We start from the raw sequence: 16,403 nt of genomic DNA on the forward strand, positions 1-16,403 counted from the left end.
AAGTCATTTTATTTGCCGGTGATAATTTTTCGGATTTCATTTAATTTATTCAAAGCTTCTACCGGTGTAAGATTGTTTATGTCTAAATTGATGATTTCATCCCGTATTTGGCTCAAAACTGGGTCATCCAGTTGAAAGAAACTCAATTGTATTCCTTCTCGTTGAGTTGCTATTTCATGAGTTGGTTTAGAGATTCCGTTATTTCTGTTTTCTGATTCAAGTTGCTTTAATATTTGATCTGCTCTTCTTACGATGCTTTGAGGCATTCCAGCCATTTTAGCGACATGTATACCGAAACTGTGTTCACTTCCACCTTTAACAAGTTTTCTTAAGAAAATAACTTTATTGTCTACTTCTTTTACTGATACATTGAAATTAGCAATACGTTTATAAGTGCGTTCCATCTCATTTAGTTCATGATAATGGGTTGCAAATAATGTTTTTGCACGAGCTTTAGGATGTTCATGGATATGTTCTACGATAGCCCAGGCAATAGAGATCCCATCATATGTGCTCGTTCCACGACCGAGTTCATCAAATAGGACAAGACTTCTGTTCGATATATTATTTAGTATATCGGCTGCTTCATTCATTTCTACCATGAAAGTAGATTCTCCTAAAGATATATTGTCTGAAGCTCCGACTCGTGTAAATACTTTGTCTACTAATCCTATTTTTGCAGATTCTGCGGGGACAAAGCTTCCGATTTGTGCCAAAATTACAATAAGGGCAGTTTGCCGTAAAAGAGCAGATTTACCGGCCATATTAGGACCGGTTATCATAATAATTTGCTGGTTGTCGTTATTAAGAGTTATACTGTTCGAGATATATTCTTCTCCTGGAGGAAGCTGTTTTTCAATTACAGGATGGCGCCCTTCTTTGATATCTATTTCGTCGCCATCATTTATATTGGGACGAATATAGTGGTTTTCTTTTGCTGTGATGGCAAATGACAATAGGCAATCGAGTCGGGCAATTAGATTGGCATTATGTTGTATTGCAGGGATATAATCATTTAGGGCTAAGACTAAATCGTTGAAAAGTTTACTTTCAAGTGACAGAATTTTTTCTTCAGCTCCTAAAATTTTTTCTTCATATTCTTTTAGTTCTTGTGTAATATATCTTTCGGCGTTAACAAGAGTCTGTTTTCTAATCCATTCAGGAGGGACTTTATCTTTATGGGTATTACGTACTTCTATATAATATCCAAAGACGTTATTAAAACTTATTTTCAGGCTAGGTATACCAGTTCTTTCGCTTTCTCTTTGTTGTATATGTATAAGATAGTCTTTCCCGGAATAAGCCAATTCTCGAAGTTCATCAAGTTCAGCATTTACTCCTCTTGCAATGATCCCTCCTCGATTGATGAGGGAAGGGGCATCTGGACTTATTTCTCGTGCAATACGGTCCCTTATAGAAGAACAAGGATTGAGCTGTTCTCCTATTCGTTTTAGGACAGGTTCTTCGGAAGATGAACAAATATGTTGTATAGGTTCCATTGCCGACAGGGCAACACGAAGTTGTATCATTTCACGGGGAGTAATCCTCCCGACTGCAACTTTAGAAATAATACGTTCTACATCACCAATAAGCATGAGCTGCTGTTCTATATCATCTTTGATGTCTGGTTCTTTGAAAAAATATTCAACGACATTTAATCGTTCGTTGATAGGTTGTACATCTTTTAAGGGGAAAACAATCCATCTTTTTAGCAGACGAGCCCCCATCGGACTTGTTGTACGGTCGATGACATCGAGCAAACTTTTTCCGCCCTCATTCATTGTGTTTAATAATTCAAGACTACGAACAGTAAATTTGTCGAGACGTACGTAGCGTTCTTCTTCAATGCGGGCAAGGGATGTAATATGAGAGATTTGCTTGTGCTGGGTGATGTCTAAATAATAAAGTAACGAACCGGAAGCAATGATCCCGTTTTTTAAGTTTTGTACTCCGAATCCTTTTAGATTTTTTGTCTCGAAGTGTTTTAATAGTCGATCGGTTGCAGCGTCTTCTGTAAAAATCCAATCGTCGAGTTCAAAAGTAAAGAAACGGGTACCAAAGTGCTCTTCAAATAATGCTTTTTTACTTTTCTCAAATAAGACTTCTTTTGGAGCAAAATTATTTAAGAGCTTATCTATGTAATCGTAGTTTCCTTCGGCTGTAAGAAATTCACCGGTTGATATGTCGAGAAAAGCTATACCGCAAATGTTTTTATTAAAGTGAATTCCGGCCAAAAAGTTATTTTCTTTGTGATTTAAGATATTGTCGTTTATAGAAACCCCTGGAGTTACAAGCTCGATAATACCACGTTTGACTAATTTCTTTGTCATTTTAGGATCTTCAAGCTGTTCACAGATAGCTACTCGTTTCCCAGCTCGTACCAGTTTGGGAAGATAAGTGTCTAATGCATGATGTGGAAATCCTGCTAACTCTACAAATTGGGCAGCACCGTTAGCTCTTCGAGTCAGTGTTATTCCCAATATCTCGGAGGTTGTGATAGCATCTTCTGAGAATGTTTCGTAAAAATCCCCGACACGAAATAATAGAATGGCATCGGGATGCTTGGTTTTCATCTCGATATATTGTTTCATAAGGGGTGTTTCAACAATTGCTTTAGCCAAGTTCTTAATTTTTAGGAATACAAAGGTACTTATCTTTTATGAAAAATAAAAGAATAAGAGTTACTCTAAAACGTGAAAATTTATGTTGTATTTTCATTATGCCAGTTACTGAAGTTAAGATATTTAGATATAAAAAAAGAGATAACTACAGTACTTAGTTATCTCTTCCTCAAATCGAATTTATACTGATTTATTTTACCTTTTCAGCTAATTCCGCACCGGCTTTAAATTTAACAACCTTTTTCGCCGGAATAGTAATTTGTTGTTTTGTAGCGGGGTTGATACCAGTTCTTTCGCCTTTTTCATTAATAGAAAAAGTTCCAAAACCGATAAGAACAATTTTATCGCCACCGGCTAATGTTTTAGATACTGTAGATACAAAAGCATCCAAAGCTTTTTTTGCATCTGCTTTACTCAAGCCGGCTTCTTCAGCCATTGCATTGATTAATTCTGATTTGTTCATAAAGCTGTATTTTTTATAGGTTAAAAATGTAGTTTTAGCTTCTTAAAGCCTACATAGGTACGCAAATATATCATATAAAAACAAAATAACAAAAAATAGGGGTAAAAAAATGAAATAATATCACTAAAAAACTAAAGCAGAGGTACGAATATAGGGAAAATATGGAAATATTGAGTATTTTTGTCAGCAAAAATCAAAAAGAATAATATATATGTTTCAGAGCCGACAAGGTTTTTTTAGTTCTATACCTCCAGTAACCAAAAATTTAATAATAATCAATCTGTTATTTTGGTTAGCTGAGATTGTTCTTCCTCGTGTGGGAATTGATTTGGTAAAGTACTTAGGTTTGCACTATTTTGCTGCTTCTGATTTTAATGCAGTGCAGTTAGTGACTTATATGTTTATGCATGACCCGGGATCTTTTGGGCATGTATTTTTCAATATGTTTTCGGTCTTTATGTTTGGCCGTACACTGGAAATGGTTTGGGGCAGTAAACGGTTCCTTATTTATTATTTGACTACGGGTATTGGAGCAGGGCTGGTGCAAGAAGTGACATGGTTTTTCTCTTTGAAAGATGCAATTGATGCTACTATCGTTCAGGCTGGTTGGGAAACGACGCGTGCGCTATTGAATAACGTGATAACCATTGGAGCTTCAGGTGCTGTTTTTGGGATACTACTTGCTTTTGGAATGTTATTTCCGAATGCGGAACTTTTTATTATGTTTATTCCGATACCAGTCAAAGCTAAATATTTTGTTATATTTTATGGAATAGTGGAATTGTTCTTGGGTGTAGGAAACTTTAGTGGTGATAACATTGCTCATTTTGCGCACCTTGGAGGTATGCTGTTTGGATTTTTCTTAATCAAGTATTGGAAGAAAAAAGGTTTTGGTAATGGACAATATTTTTGGTAAACTAGTGCAGCTGTATCGTAATGGATCTCTCTTGATAAAGTTGATTTATCTGAATGTTGCTGTTTTTTTGATTTTGCGTTTGTCTATTGTCTTTTTGATGTTGTTCAATATTGATGGACGTATTATTTTGAATTATTTCGAGTTGCCATCCGACTTGTATTTATTGCTTGTGCGGCCATGGACTCTCGTTACTTACATGTTTCTTCATTATGATATATGGCATATTCTTTTTAATATGATATGGTTTTATTGGTTTGGCCAAATATTCCTTCTTTTTTTCAGTGAAAAACAAATGGGAGGGTTATATCTTTTAGGAGGATGGGCCGGTGCGATATTATTTCTTTTATCATATAATATTTTTCCTTATTTTGATTCTGTTGACGGATTTTTGTTAGGAGCCTCGGCTGCAATATTGGCAATTGTTGTTGCTACTGCAGTATATGCACCGGATTATAAGATAAATCTTTTATTTTTTGGTGCAATATCTCTTAAATATATAGCAATTGTAACCATTGTGATTGATTTGTTAAGTATTACATCAAGTAATGCAGGGGGACATATCGCTCATTTAGGAGGTGCTTTGATGGGTTGGTGGTTTGTCTCAAGCTGGCGTAAAGGACATGATATGACTCGTTTTATAAATCTTATAGTCGATAAATTTGTCACAATGTTTAAGCCTGGTCCTCGAAAGATGAAGATTAAAAAAATGAATATTTCTCAAAATCCTCGAAGAGAATCGGATATGGATTATAATGCTCGTAAGCATAAAGAAATGGAAGAGATAGACCATATTTTGGATAAGATAAAGCAATCAGGTTACTCAGCACTCTCTGATGCTGAAAAGAAAAAACTATTTGATGCCAGTAAAAAATAGGAAATGAAGTTTATAAAGATAACATATTTGACAATAACAGTGATGATGAACTGTATTTTTGCTGTTTTATTGATTTTGTCTTCTTATGCTTATCTTATTTCTCCTGTGAAAATGATGTTTCCTTCTTATTTAGGTTTGGCTTTTCCGGTTTTTCTATTTGCAAATGTTTTGTTCATTGTATTTTGGTTGTTACAGCGGCGTTGGCTTTTCTGCTTATCTTTAATTACGTTATTTATTTGTTTCCCAGAAGTAAAGCTATATATTCCGTTACATAGGGGGGAAGAAGTAACTATAACTGGTGACTCTTTGGTAATTTTATCTTATAATGTAGAATGTTTTCAAGGATTGAAGCCTCATTTGGATAATAAACCTAACGAAATTCTCGAGTATATAGCTAATAGCGGAGCCGATATTATTTGTATGCAGGAGTTTGCATTTGGCCGTGATAAGAGTATAATATCAGAAGTACAGATAAACCAAGCTTTAAAAGATTATCCATATCATTATTTTTCAGATAAATCTAAGAATCCATATTCTGGTTCGGGTATTGCTTGCTATTCGAAGTATCCGATTATTGAAGTGCAAGAGATAGTATATGAGAGTGTTTATAATTCTTCATATCTTTATAGAATTCAGTACAAAGGAAGGGAGTTGACGGTAGTAAATAATCATTTAGAGTCAAATAAATTTACATTGGGAGATCGAGCTTTGTACCGTCGAATGTTGAAACACTTTGAGCCGGAATTGATAGGAGAATTTAAGAACCGGTTGGTTCCTAAGTTAGATATAGCCTATATACAAAGGTCGGTACAAGCAGAAAAAGTATCTCATGCTATACGGAAAGAAGGTGATAATAATATAATTGTTTGTGGAGATTTTAATGATACGCCTCAGTCTTATGTATATCATAAAATTAGAGGAAAATTGAAAGATGCTTACGTTGAGACAGGGTTTGGACCGGGAATAACATATCATAAAAATGGGTTCCTGTTTCGGATAGATCATATATTATATAGTGGAGATTTTCATGCAGTAACTACTGAAATAGGAAAGTTAAAGAATTCTGATCATTATCCGTTAAAAGCGACTTTTGTGTGGAATGACACTATTACTTCTTTTGATTGATAAAAAGTTGCTTTTATTTTATTGACTGTTTTATTTTGAAGGTTTTAGGAAGAAGTAATATGTTATAGAGAGTATTGGATTTACAATAATAAGAAAAGCGGACCTTAAAGTCCGCTTTTCTTATTATTGTAAATTTCATTTCTTAATCTTTAAAAGCGTATTATATTTCTGTGGATCATTTATAATTTCTAATGCTTTAGAATAAGAATCATTAAATTGGTTCATTACTCTGTAATAAGCTGTCATATCGAAAATATCACGTGCTATTAATGCTTTTAACTGTTCTTTTATAATTGGTTCTGATTTTTTAAATTGTTCCTCATTATATTTCACTTTGTCTTTCTCTGCAAAAGAAATAAGCTCTTTTAATAATTTGTCATTTACAGTAAAATCATCTAAAAATGTGGTTACATTATTTTTATATGTAGTGGTCAATTCTTTCCTGTTTTTATCGATGTATGAAATAATAAACTGATTGAGTATTCCTTTGGCTATTAAATCTCGATGATAATCAGTGAATCGCGTTGTGTCCAAAGGAATGAAGTAATCGGGCATAATACCTCCGCCTCCATATACAGTGCGTTCATTTATTAGAGTTTTGTATTTCAAAGAATCAGGAAAATGGATGCTATCAGCATTGGTCAATTCTCCTTTATTGTAGCGTTCGACAATATCTTTGAAATATTCTTCAGAGTCTCCTTTTTGGTAAGGCTTCTGGATACTTCGTCCTGATGGAGTATAATAACGGGATATAGTAAGACGTATCATAGATCCATCGGGCATAGGAATAGGTCGTTGTACTAAACCTTTGCCAAAAGTCCGGCGACCTACAATAAGGCCTCGATCCCAATCTTGTATAGCACCTGAAACGATTTCACTGGCAGAAGCACTGGATTCATCTACTAGGATGATTACATTACCATCTTTGAAAAGTCCGGATGATTTTGCTTTATAATCTGTTCGTGGAGAACGTCGTCCTTGAGTATATGTTATAATTTCGTCATTGGCGAGTAATTCTTGAGCTACATCTATGGCAGCATTTAGATAACCTCCTCCATTTCCTTGTAGGTCTATAATCAGATTTTTCATCCCTTCTTTTTTCAATCTTTTCAGCGCATCGGAAAATTCTTTTCCTGTGGAAGCAGAGAAACGACTTAAACGGACGTAGCCGGTATTTTTATTGGCCATATAGCTCGCATCTATACTATAAATAGGAATTTGGCCTCGTGTAATTCGGAATGTCAGTGGCTCGTTAATTCCTCGACGCAGGATAGATACATTTACTTTCGAGCCTCGAGGTCCTCTTAGACGCTTCATAATGTCTGTGTTCTTCATCTTAACTCCGGCTATAGCAGTATCATTAACAGCAATTATGCGGTCACCAGCTAATATCCCGACTTTTTCAGATGGACCTCCGGCAACAGTCTGAACAACATATAGAGTGTCTTTTACCATATTGAATTGAATGCCTATACCATCGAAATTTCCTTGTAATGGTTCATTCATCTCTTTTGTCTCTTCTGGAGTCATGTAGCTGGAGTGAGGATCAAGCTTCTCCAACATTCCTCTTATAGCGTCTTCTACAAGTTTTGATTCATCGACATTGTCAACATATAAATTGCTTATTGCAAATTCTGCCAAACTCAATTTTTTATTTGCTTCTGATTGTCTTTGCGCACCTATACATGAAATAGTCGAAAGGGCGAGAATCAGAAGAGAAAATCTTTTTATCATTGGTCTTTGTTTATTTTATTTTTCATTTCTTTCGGGAAGAACTAATCCTGTAGGAAGAAACTGGTTAACCTTCCGTCCATATCTCAATAGTTCGCGTACGATAGTTGAGCTGATGTGTGTATGTTCGGGTTCAGTAAAAAGTACAAGGGTTTCCACTCCCGAAATTTTACGATTTACATCAGCAATAGTTTTTTCGTATTCGAAATCATTTACAGACCGAATTCCTCGTAAGATGAATCCAGCTTCACATTTTTTAGCTAAATCTACAGTTAGACAATCATATGATAATACTCGCACTCGAGGATTGTTCCGGAACAGATTTTGGAGCATATCGACTCTTTCCTCAAGCGTAAAGTATTGGCTCTTGGCTTCGTTGATACCTACTGCAACAATAATTTCATCGAGCATAGTAAGACCTCGATTTACTAAAGACATATGTCCTATAGTAAATGGATCGAAAGTTCCTGGGAAAACAGCTATTTTTTTATGCAATGTTTTCATCATCTTCTACAACTAAATTTTGAATAATGAAGTTTTGCCGTTCCATAGTATTTTTCCCCATATAAAATTCTAGTAATTCCTTAACTAAATCTTCTTTTCGTAAAGTCACTTGGTCCAGGCGAATATCTGGACCGATAAAATGCCGGAATTCATCTGGAGAAATTTCGCCAAGTCCTTTAAAACGTGTAATTTCAGGATTGACTTTAATTTTATCAAGAGCAGCTAATCTCTCCTCTTCAGAGTAACAGTATAATGTCTCTTTCTTATTTCTTACTCGAAATAGAGGTGTTTGTAAAATATAAATATGCCCTTTTTTGATAAGGTCTGGAAAAAATTGAAGGAAAAATGTGATAAGTAATAATCGTATATGCATACCATCAACGTCGGCATCAGTTGCAATAATGATTTTATTATATCGTAATCCTTCTATCCCATCTTCAACATTTAATGCAGCCTGCAACAAATTGAACTCTTCGTTTTCGTATACTACTTTGCGTGTGAGGCCATATGAATTTAGCGGTTTACCCCGAAGGCTGAAAACGGCTTGGGTTTCGACATTCCGGCTTTTTGTAATAGAACCGGTTGCAGAATCTCCCTCTGTAATAAAAATGCTTGATTCTTCGCGGTTGTCACCTTTGGAATCATTATAGTGAACACGGCAGTCTCGTAGTTTTTTATTATGCAAATTAGCCTTTTTGGCTCTTTCACGAGCCAATTTAGTAACTCCGGCAATTGCTTTTCTTTCCTTCTCTGATTCAAGAATTTTTTTTAATAAAATATCTGCTGTTTCAGTATTTTTATGCAGATAATTATCTAATTCTTTTTTCAGAAAATCTCCGATAAACTTACTTACAGAGGGGCCATCTGGCCCTATATCACGAGAGCCGAGTTTTGTTTTGGTCTGAGATTCGAAAACAGGTTCTTCGACTTTAATGCTGACAGCAGCGACAATTCCGTTTCGAATATCAGAGTAATCGAAGTTTTTATTATAAAATTCTTTTATTGTGCGTGATGCAGCTTCTCTGAATGCTGTTAGATGTGTACCTCCTTGAGTTGTATGTTGACCGTTGACAAAAGAGTAATATTCTTCTCCGTATTGATTGTTATGGGTAATAACAACTTCTATGTCTTCACCTTTTAAATGGATAACAGGGTATAGAGGATCAGAGGTCATTTTCTCATTTAGCAAATCGACCAATCCGTTACGAGAATGAAACCGTTTTCCATTAAATATAATGGTAAGTCCCGAATTGAGATATACATAGTTTTTAAGAAGTGCTTCTATAAATTCATCTCTGTAATGATATCCTTTAAAGATTGTATTATCAGGAATAAAACGAACTAATGTACCGTTTTCTTCGGTTGTCTTTTTTTCTGTACTATCTTCAATAATATTTCCTTGATTATAAAGAATGGCTTTGCATAAGCCATCTCGATGAGAACAAATGTAGAATTCAGAAGAAAGAGCGTTGACTGCTTTGATACCGACACCGTTGAGACCTACAGATTTTTTAAATGCTTTAGAATCATATTTAGCACCGGTATTCATTTTTGAAGAGACATCTTTCACTTTATCGAGAGGAATTCCTCGTCCAAAATCCCGCACTATAACAGAAGTTTCGTTGATATCTACAGTTATTTGTTTCCCAAATCCCATCATGTATTCATCAATGGCGTTGTCGAGTACTTCTTTGAGTAATACGTATATACCGTCATCTGAATGACTCCCGTCTCCCAATTTTCCTATATACATGCCAGGTCGCCGGCGTATATGTTCTTTCCAGTCGAGGGTTCGTATGGTGTCTGAGCTATATTCCAGTCCAGGAGTCTGTATTGTTTCATTTTCCATATTACAGAAATTCTTCGGTTAGCAAACAAAGATAATGCGAAAATATGGATTTTTTTAGTCTCGATACGTTAAATATGCGTGTATATGATACTTAAAGTTTCGTCTTATATAGAAATTATCACATCTTTCCACTCTCCTTTTACCAATTGTCGTACATGTGTGAATCCTTCCGATAAAAGTGCATGCAATGCGTCGATACGTCCATCATTAATTCGTGATGGATGGTGTGTATCTGCGTTTACGACTACAGGAATATTAAATTTTCTTAATAAGGAGAAATGCTGCCGATTAGGGAAAAAAAGTCTTTTTTTCTTCCATGCTTTTGTATTTATTTCGACCATACAACCTTTTTCTGCAATAAAATGAAAATAATCTTGTATGAGTTCATTGTACCATTTTTCACTGGTAATACCTTGTCGATAACTTAAAGCATTCATTGATATTTTATCAGCATGACCTATAAAATCGAAACCTCCGGTTTCTATCATTTGTACCATGGTATCAAAGTAGTGGCGCACTAATTTGATTATATCCCCATTAAAAATGGTTTCGACAGTAATCTTAAATTGTTCCGGAGAGGTATCAATATCAATAAACTGTTCATCTCCTATTTTTAGAAAATGGACTGAACCTATTCGGTAATCCAATGGTGTTGTCTGGAAGATAGATGATGCGGGATTGTAGGTTTTGTCTAAATAGTCAATTTCGAGTCCGATATAAAGTTCTATATCATTTTTATACTTTTCTTTTAACGAGTTTATTTCAACAATATAATCTGTTAATTTTTCTTGCTTCATGTTCCAACAACTCTCAAATGGAATAGGTGCATGAGAAGAAATTCCATAAGAGGAAAAACCCATAGCGATAGCTTCTTTTACAAAATCTTCAGCTGGAGCTACTCCGTCACAATAGAGACAGTGACTGTGATAGTTTGTTAGATTATTCATAAATGCTTTTACTTAAAGATATTATTTATTCGATTAGTGCGAAATCAAGTTGTTTTTTCTCCAGATTAGCACGAGCTACTTGTATTCGAATGGGATCCCCTAAGCGATAAATCTTGTGTGTGCGGCGTCCCATAAGGCAGTAATTTTTTTCGTCGAATTCATAAAAGTCATCTTCTAAATCTCGTATAGGAACCAAACCTTCGCATTTATTCTCATTTATTTCGACATAAAGTCCCCATTCTGTTACTCCTGATATGACTCCATCATATTCTTCTCCTAATCGTTCACTCAAAAATTCTACCTGTTTGTATTTTATAGATGCTCGTTCGGCATTGGCCGCAGTAAGTTCCATTTCAGAGGAGTGTTTACATTCTTCTTCAAGTTTCTTTTCATTGACACTTCGTCCTCCTTCGGAGTATCTTGCCAGTAGACGGTGAACCATCATATCTGGGTATCGGCGTATAGGGGAAGTGAAGTGGGTATAGTAATCAAAAGCTAAACCGTAATGTCCGACATTAGTGGTCGAATAAGCTGCTTTTGCCATCGTGCGTATAGCTACGGTCTCGATGAGATTTTCTTCCCGTTTTCCTTGTACATTATCAAGTAAATTATTTATTGATTTTGAAACATCATTTTTATTTCCCTCTGTTTTTAAATTGTATCCAAAGCGTCGAATAAATGTTGCTAAATTGTTCATTTTTTCAGGATCTGGTAAATCGTGTACCCGATATACAAATGCTTTTGCTTTACGACCTTTAGGAACTTTTCCTATAGCTTCGGCAACAGTTCGATTGGCTAATAGCATAAATTCTTCTATTAGTTTATTTGCTTCCTTAGAGGTTTTAAAATATACACTAATAGGTTTTCCGGTTTCATCAATTTCAAATTTTACTTCATGCCGATCGAAGTTAATAGCCCCATTCGAAAATCGTTTAGTTCTGAGTTTTTGAGCTAAGTCGTTTAAAATAAGTATTTCATCTTTGTAATCCCCTTTACCAGATTCAATTACATCTTGGGCTTCTTCATAAGTAAATCTTCGATCAGATTTGATAATAGTACGAACAATTCTTGAATTTTGAATCTCAGCTTTGTTATTTAGTTCAAAGATGACGGAATAACATAATTTTTCTTCATTGGGGCGTAAAGAACATACTTGATTGCACAATCTTTCGGGGAGCATTGGAATAACTCGGTCTACAAGATAAATAGATGTAGCCCTTTTTTCAGCCTCTCGGTCAATGATGCTATCAGGTTTTACATAGTAAGTAACGTCGGCAATGTGTACACCAACTTCCCATAATCCATTTTTCAGGTGACGTACAGATAAAGCATCATCAAAATCTTTTGCATCTTTAGGGTCAATAGTGAAGGTTGTGATACTCCGAAAATCTTCTCTGCGTTTTATTTCGTCAGGATATATAGTGTCATCTATCTTGTTTGCGGCTTTTTCGACAGTTTGTGGATAACTATAAGGAAGTCCAAATTCGGCAAGAATAGCATGCATTTCAGTATTGTTTTCTCCAGAAGTACCCAATATGTCTATGACTTCACCGTATGGGTTTTTGGCTCGTTCAGGCCAACTTGTGATTTGAACAATAGCCTTATCTCCATTTTTTGCCCCTTTTAATTTTTCTTTGGGGATAAAAATATCATTTGCCAATATTTTATTGTCAGTAAGTAAAAAAGCAAAATGCTTTTGGATTTCAAGGGTTCCGATAAAAATTTGCGGCGCTTTTTCTATAATTTCGGTTATTTCTCCCTCTAAAACATGATTTTTTCTTTTAGCATAGATTAGGACTTTTACTTTATCTCCATTCATTGCTCTAAGGGAGTTTCGTTCTGCAATAAAAATCGGATCTCCTTCGTCTTCAGTGATCACGTGATTTTTGCCATTGCTCCTACGTTCAAATATTCCCTCTACACTTGAAGTCCCACGGTTATTAAATTTATATTTTCCTGGTACAATCTCAATAAGATAATCATCGTCTTTTAAAGATTCCAAGATTTCGCAAACCATTTGTTTTTGTACTTCAGTCTTTGCTCCAATAACGTGTGATACTTGTTTATAATTGTGCGACCTTGTTGCTTCCTCACTGAAAAAAGTAATGATACGTTGTTTGATTTCTTCTTTTTTCAGCCTTTTTATTTTGCTTTTATTTTTGTCTTTTTTTCCCATATATTCATTATTAGTGTATAATGCCCGAAGATAATCGGGCAAAGAGGTTATTTTATAAATAAGCTTTTACAAAGTAAGTGATATTTTTGAGAAATCTTTTATGAGAAATGGGAAAACTTCTCTATATTATAGAGAAATGTGTGATTGAAATCTGTTATTGTAAATTTGTATAGGTCTTTATACTTGATATTATTTACTGTTTTTTTCTGTTATTTTTTTGAATATTAAATTATATGAAAGGAAAAGCATTTCTGAATTCAGAAATGCTTTTCCTTTCATATGAATGAGAATGTACTTGTTAAGCATCCACATTTGCATAGTTTGCATTTTCTTCAATAAATTCACGACGTGGACCGACGTCTTCACCCATTAACATTGAGAAAATGCGATCAGCTTCAGCTGCATTTTCTATTGTTACTTGATGCAAAATTCTATTTTCGGGATCCATCGTTGTCTCCCAAAGCTGGTGTGCATTCATTTCTCCCAAACCTTTATAACGTTGTGTATGAATTTGGTTTTCACTACCATTTCCATATTTTAAAATAAATTGTTGGCGTTGCTCGTCTGTCCAACAATATTCTTCAACTTTTCCTTTTTTACAAAGATATAGAGGTGGAGTAGCCAAATATAAATATCCATTTTCTATAAGAGGACGCATATGTCTGAAGAAGAAGGTCATAATCAATGTCGCTATATGACTCCCGTCAACGTCAGCATCAGTCATTATGATGATTTTATGATAACGTAGTTTGGAAATGTTTGCTTCTTTTGTGTCATCTTCTGTTCCAATGGTTACTCCTAATGCTGTATATATATTGCGAATTTCTTGGCTTTCGAGGACTTTATGATGCATGGCCTTTTCTACATTTAGAATTTTACCGCGTAATGGTAAAATAGCTTGAAAAGCACGGTCACGTCCTTGTTTTGCTGTTCCACCAGCAGAATCCCCTTCGACCAAGAATATTTCGCAATCCTCTGGGGTTCGTTTTGAGCAATCAGCTAATTTCCCGGGTAAACCACCTCCTGATAGTGGTGATTTACGTTGTACCATTTCTCTGGCATGACGGGCGGCATGGCGGGCAGTTGCTGCTAAAATAACTTTTTCGACAATTGCTTTTGCCGGCTTTGGATTTTCTTCCAGATAATTGCGTAAGGCTTCACTTACAGCTACATCTACAGCTCCGATTACTTCATTATTTCCTAATTTAGTTTTGGTTTGTCCTTCGAATTGAGGCTCCATGACTTTTACTGAAATAACAGCGGTAAGGCCTTCTCTAAAATCGTCACTGCTAATCTCTACTTTTACTTTTTCTAGCATTTTAGAATCTTCGGCGTATTTTTTCAAAGTACGGGTTAATCCACGCCGGAATCCAGCTAAATGGGTTCCACCTTCTATGGTGTTGATATTGTTTACGTAAGAGTAAATGTTTTCGTTGTATGAAGTGTTGTACGTCATAGCTACTTCTACAGGAACACCTTGTTTTTCTGTATTGATATGTATAATATCTTCTATTAGATGTTCTTTGGAGCTATCGATATATCGAACGAATTCTTTTAGACCTTCGATGGAATAAAATTCTTCCTTTTTGTATTCTCCATTTTCTTTTTTCTCTCGTTTATCAGTTAAAGACAGATAAATCCCTGCATTCAGAAATGCTAAATCCCGTAAACGGGAGGCTAAAATATTTGCTTGGTAAACTACCTCAGAAAAAATATCACCGTCGGGTTTGAATGTGATTGTTGTCCCGGTTTCGTTTGTTGTTCCGATGATTTCAACGTCGTGAAGCGGTTTCCCACAAGAGTATTCTTGCATGTATATTTTTCCGTTTCTTTTTATTTCTGCTCGGAGATAAGTAGATAATGCATTTACGCATGATACACCTACACCATGTAACCCTCCTGATACTTTATAAGAGCCTTTGTCAAATTTACCTCCGGCATGAAGTACAGTTAATACAACTTCGAGAGCAGATTTATGCTCTTTTTCATGCATATCGACCGGAATGCCTCGTCCATTATCTACAACTGTGATAGAATTATCTTCATTGATAAATACGTCGATGTGAGTGGCATATCCGGCAAGTGCCTCATCAATAGAATTGTCAACTACTTCATAAACTAAATGATGCAAACCTTTTACGCCAATGTCGCCGATGTACATGGCCGGACGTTTTCTTACCGCTTCGAGACCTTCAAGCACTTGAATGCTGTCGGCAGAGTACGAAGCGTTGTTAGCCTTTTGTTCTTCTGACATATTTTTTGTATGTTTTTGTTTTTTACACTGATAGATGAATCTGATGCAGAATGAGCAATCGAATTCAAGAATAAACAAAGTTAGCAAAAAAACTCGGATAGATAAAATCTGATGGATAGATTTTCGTTAAAATAACCTGCTGGAGGAATAAAGTATAAAATAAAAAAGCACTAAGAGAAATCTTAATGCTTAAAGTAGCCCATAGGGGAATCGAACCCCTCTTTCAAGAATGAAAATCTTGCGTCCTAGCCGATAGACGAATGGGCCTTCTCAATATGATAGGACTTGTATAGGTCCTATCGGATATTTTAATCTAATCAAAGCTTGTTAATATATAAAGCTAATTTAGATTTTAGATTGCTTGCTTTGTTTTTGTGAATAACATTCTTTTTTGCTAACTTATCAAGCATTGAGCTAACTTTCACATATAAAGCTGCAGCATCATCTTTAACAGTAGTAGCACGCAATTTTCTTACTGCATTTCTTGCAGTCTTTGCGTAGTATCTGTTTCGCAATTTTTTAGCTTGCGCTTGTCTGATTCTTTTGATAGATGATTTGTGATTTGCCATTCGACTAATCTCCTTATATTTTTATTAATTTTATTTGTAGCCCATAGGGGAATCGAACCCCTCTTTCAAGAATGAAAATCTTGCGTCCTAGCCGATAGACGAATGGGCCTTCTTCGGAAAGTCTATAATTATCTCTTATAGGTTTTCTCAAATGCGAGTGCAAATATAGAGCTGTTTTTTTAATTGACAAAATATTTGATAAAAAAATATGCCTAAACGGTATCTTTTTATGCATTTCCGTTATGTTTTGCCATATATATTGCCTTGTTAAAGCAGCATTGCCTCCTTTTAGTTATCATTTTGACTCTTTGATAAGAATAAATATTAATCTCTTTCTATTTTGATATTATACAAAAACATTATTTTTGTGCTAA

11 protein-coding genes, 2 tRNA genes and 1 pseudogene are annotated in these 16,403 nt (G+C 35.1%); 3 read left to right on the forward strand and 11 right to left on the reverse strand.

Annotation, left to right across the window (positions count from 1 at the left end; genetic code table 11):
* Window positions 1-8: 8 nt before the first annotated feature.
* Together mutS and Cop2CBH44_RS11790 are read right to left on the reverse strand one after the other, a co-directional pair.
* A complete protein-coding gene (mutS, locus tag Cop2CBH44_RS11785; protein ID WP_215907970.1) occupies window positions 9-2,591 on the reverse strand; it encodes a DNA mismatch repair protein MutS in 2,583 nt (860 codons plus the stop codon).
* 220 nt (window positions 2,592-2,811) lie between these two features.
* Window positions 2,812-3,087: pseudogene (locus tag Cop2CBH44_RS11790) on the reverse strand (HU family DNA-binding protein); the annotation flags it as partial.
* A 208-nt stretch (window positions 3,088-3,295) separates the two neighbouring features.
* Between Cop2CBH44_RS11790 and Cop2CBH44_RS11795 the strand changes: the two are divergent.
* Genes Cop2CBH44_RS11795 through Cop2CBH44_RS11805 form a run of 3 tightly spaced genes read left to right on the forward strand, consistent with a single transcriptional unit; the run spans window position 3,296 to window position 5,999 of the window.
* Window positions 3,296-4,000, forward strand: a complete 705-nt coding sequence (locus Cop2CBH44_RS11795; protein WP_021931626.1) for a rhomboid family intramembrane serine protease — start codon at window positions 3,296-3,298, stop codon at window positions 3,998-4,000.
* On the forward strand, window positions 3,981-4,874 hold the full coding sequence (locus Cop2CBH44_RS11800) for a rhomboid family protein (RefSeq protein WP_021931625.1): 894 nt from the start codon (window positions 3,981-3,983) through the stop codon (window positions 4,872-4,874). Before Cop2CBH44_RS11795 ends, Cop2CBH44_RS11800 begins: the two co-directional genes overlap by 20 nt.
* A 3-nt stretch (window positions 4,875-4,877) precedes the next feature.
* Entirely contained in the window at window positions 4,878-5,999 is a 1,122-nt protein-coding gene (locus Cop2CBH44_RS11805; RefSeq protein WP_200754886.1) for an endonuclease/exonuclease/phosphatase family protein, read from the forward strand.
* Window positions 6,000-6,134: 135 nt separating this feature from the next.
* Here Cop2CBH44_RS11805 and Cop2CBH44_RS11810 read toward each other — a convergent pair whose 3' ends face one another.
* The 9 genes from Cop2CBH44_RS11810 to Cop2CBH44_RS11850 all read right to left on the reverse strand — a co-directional run bounded on the left by Cop2CBH44_RS11810 (window position 6,135) and on the right by Cop2CBH44_RS11850 (window position 16,138).
* On the reverse strand, window positions 6,135-7,733 hold the full coding sequence (locus Cop2CBH44_RS11810; RefSeq protein WP_021931623.1) for a S41 family peptidase: 1,599 nt from the start codon (window positions 7,731-7,733) through the stop codon (window positions 6,135-6,137).
* A gap of 15 nt (window positions 7,734-7,748) precedes the next feature.
* A complete protein-coding gene (gene coaD / locus Cop2CBH44_RS11815; RefSeq protein WP_021931622.1) occupies window positions 7,749-8,237 on the reverse strand; it encodes a pantetheine-phosphate adenylyltransferase in 489 nt (162 codons plus the stop codon).
* Entirely contained in the window at window positions 8,218-10,083 is a 1,866-nt protein-coding gene (locus Cop2CBH44_RS11820; RefSeq protein ID WP_021931621.1) for a DNA topoisomerase IV subunit B, read from the reverse strand. Before Cop2CBH44_RS11820 ends, coaD begins: the two co-directional genes overlap by 20 nt.
* Before the next feature lie 104 nt (window positions 10,084-10,187).
* Window positions 10,188-11,030, reverse strand: coding sequence for a histidinol-phosphatase (locus Cop2CBH44_RS11825; RefSeq protein ID WP_021931620.1), 843 nt, complete (start codon window positions 11,028-11,030; stop codon window positions 10,188-10,190).
* Between the two features lie 25 nt (window positions 11,031-11,055).
* Window positions 11,056-13,206, reverse strand: a complete 2,151-nt coding sequence (gene rnr, locus Cop2CBH44_RS11830) for a ribonuclease R (protein WP_200754887.1) — start codon at window positions 13,204-13,206, stop codon at window positions 11,056-11,058.
* Between the two features lie 298 nt (window positions 13,207-13,504).
* Window positions 13,505-15,460, reverse strand: coding sequence for a DNA topoisomerase (ATP-hydrolyzing) subunit B (gene gyrB, locus Cop2CBH44_RS11835; protein ID WP_021931618.1), 1,956 nt, complete (start codon window positions 15,458-15,460; stop codon window positions 13,505-13,507).
* A gap of 195 nt (window positions 15,461-15,655) precedes the next feature.
* Window positions 15,656-15,727 (reverse strand) — tRNA-Glu (locus Cop2CBH44_RS11840).
* Window positions 15,728-15,777: 50 nt separating this feature from the next.
* Entirely contained in the window at window positions 15,778-16,029 is a 252-nt protein-coding gene (gene rpsT, locus Cop2CBH44_RS11845) for a 30S ribosomal protein S20 (protein ID WP_021931617.1), read from the reverse strand.
* Window positions 16,030-16,066: 37 nt separating this feature from the next.
* Window positions 16,067-16,138, reverse strand: a tRNA-Glu gene (locus tag Cop2CBH44_RS11850).
* Window positions 16,139-16,403 lie beyond the last annotated feature (265 nt).

The organism is Coprobacter secundus subsp. similis, assembly GCF_015097275.1.
In the GTDB taxonomy this organism is placed as follows: domain Bacteria; phylum Bacteroidota; class Bacteroidia; order Bacteroidales; family Coprobacteraceae; genus Coprobacter; species Coprobacter secundus.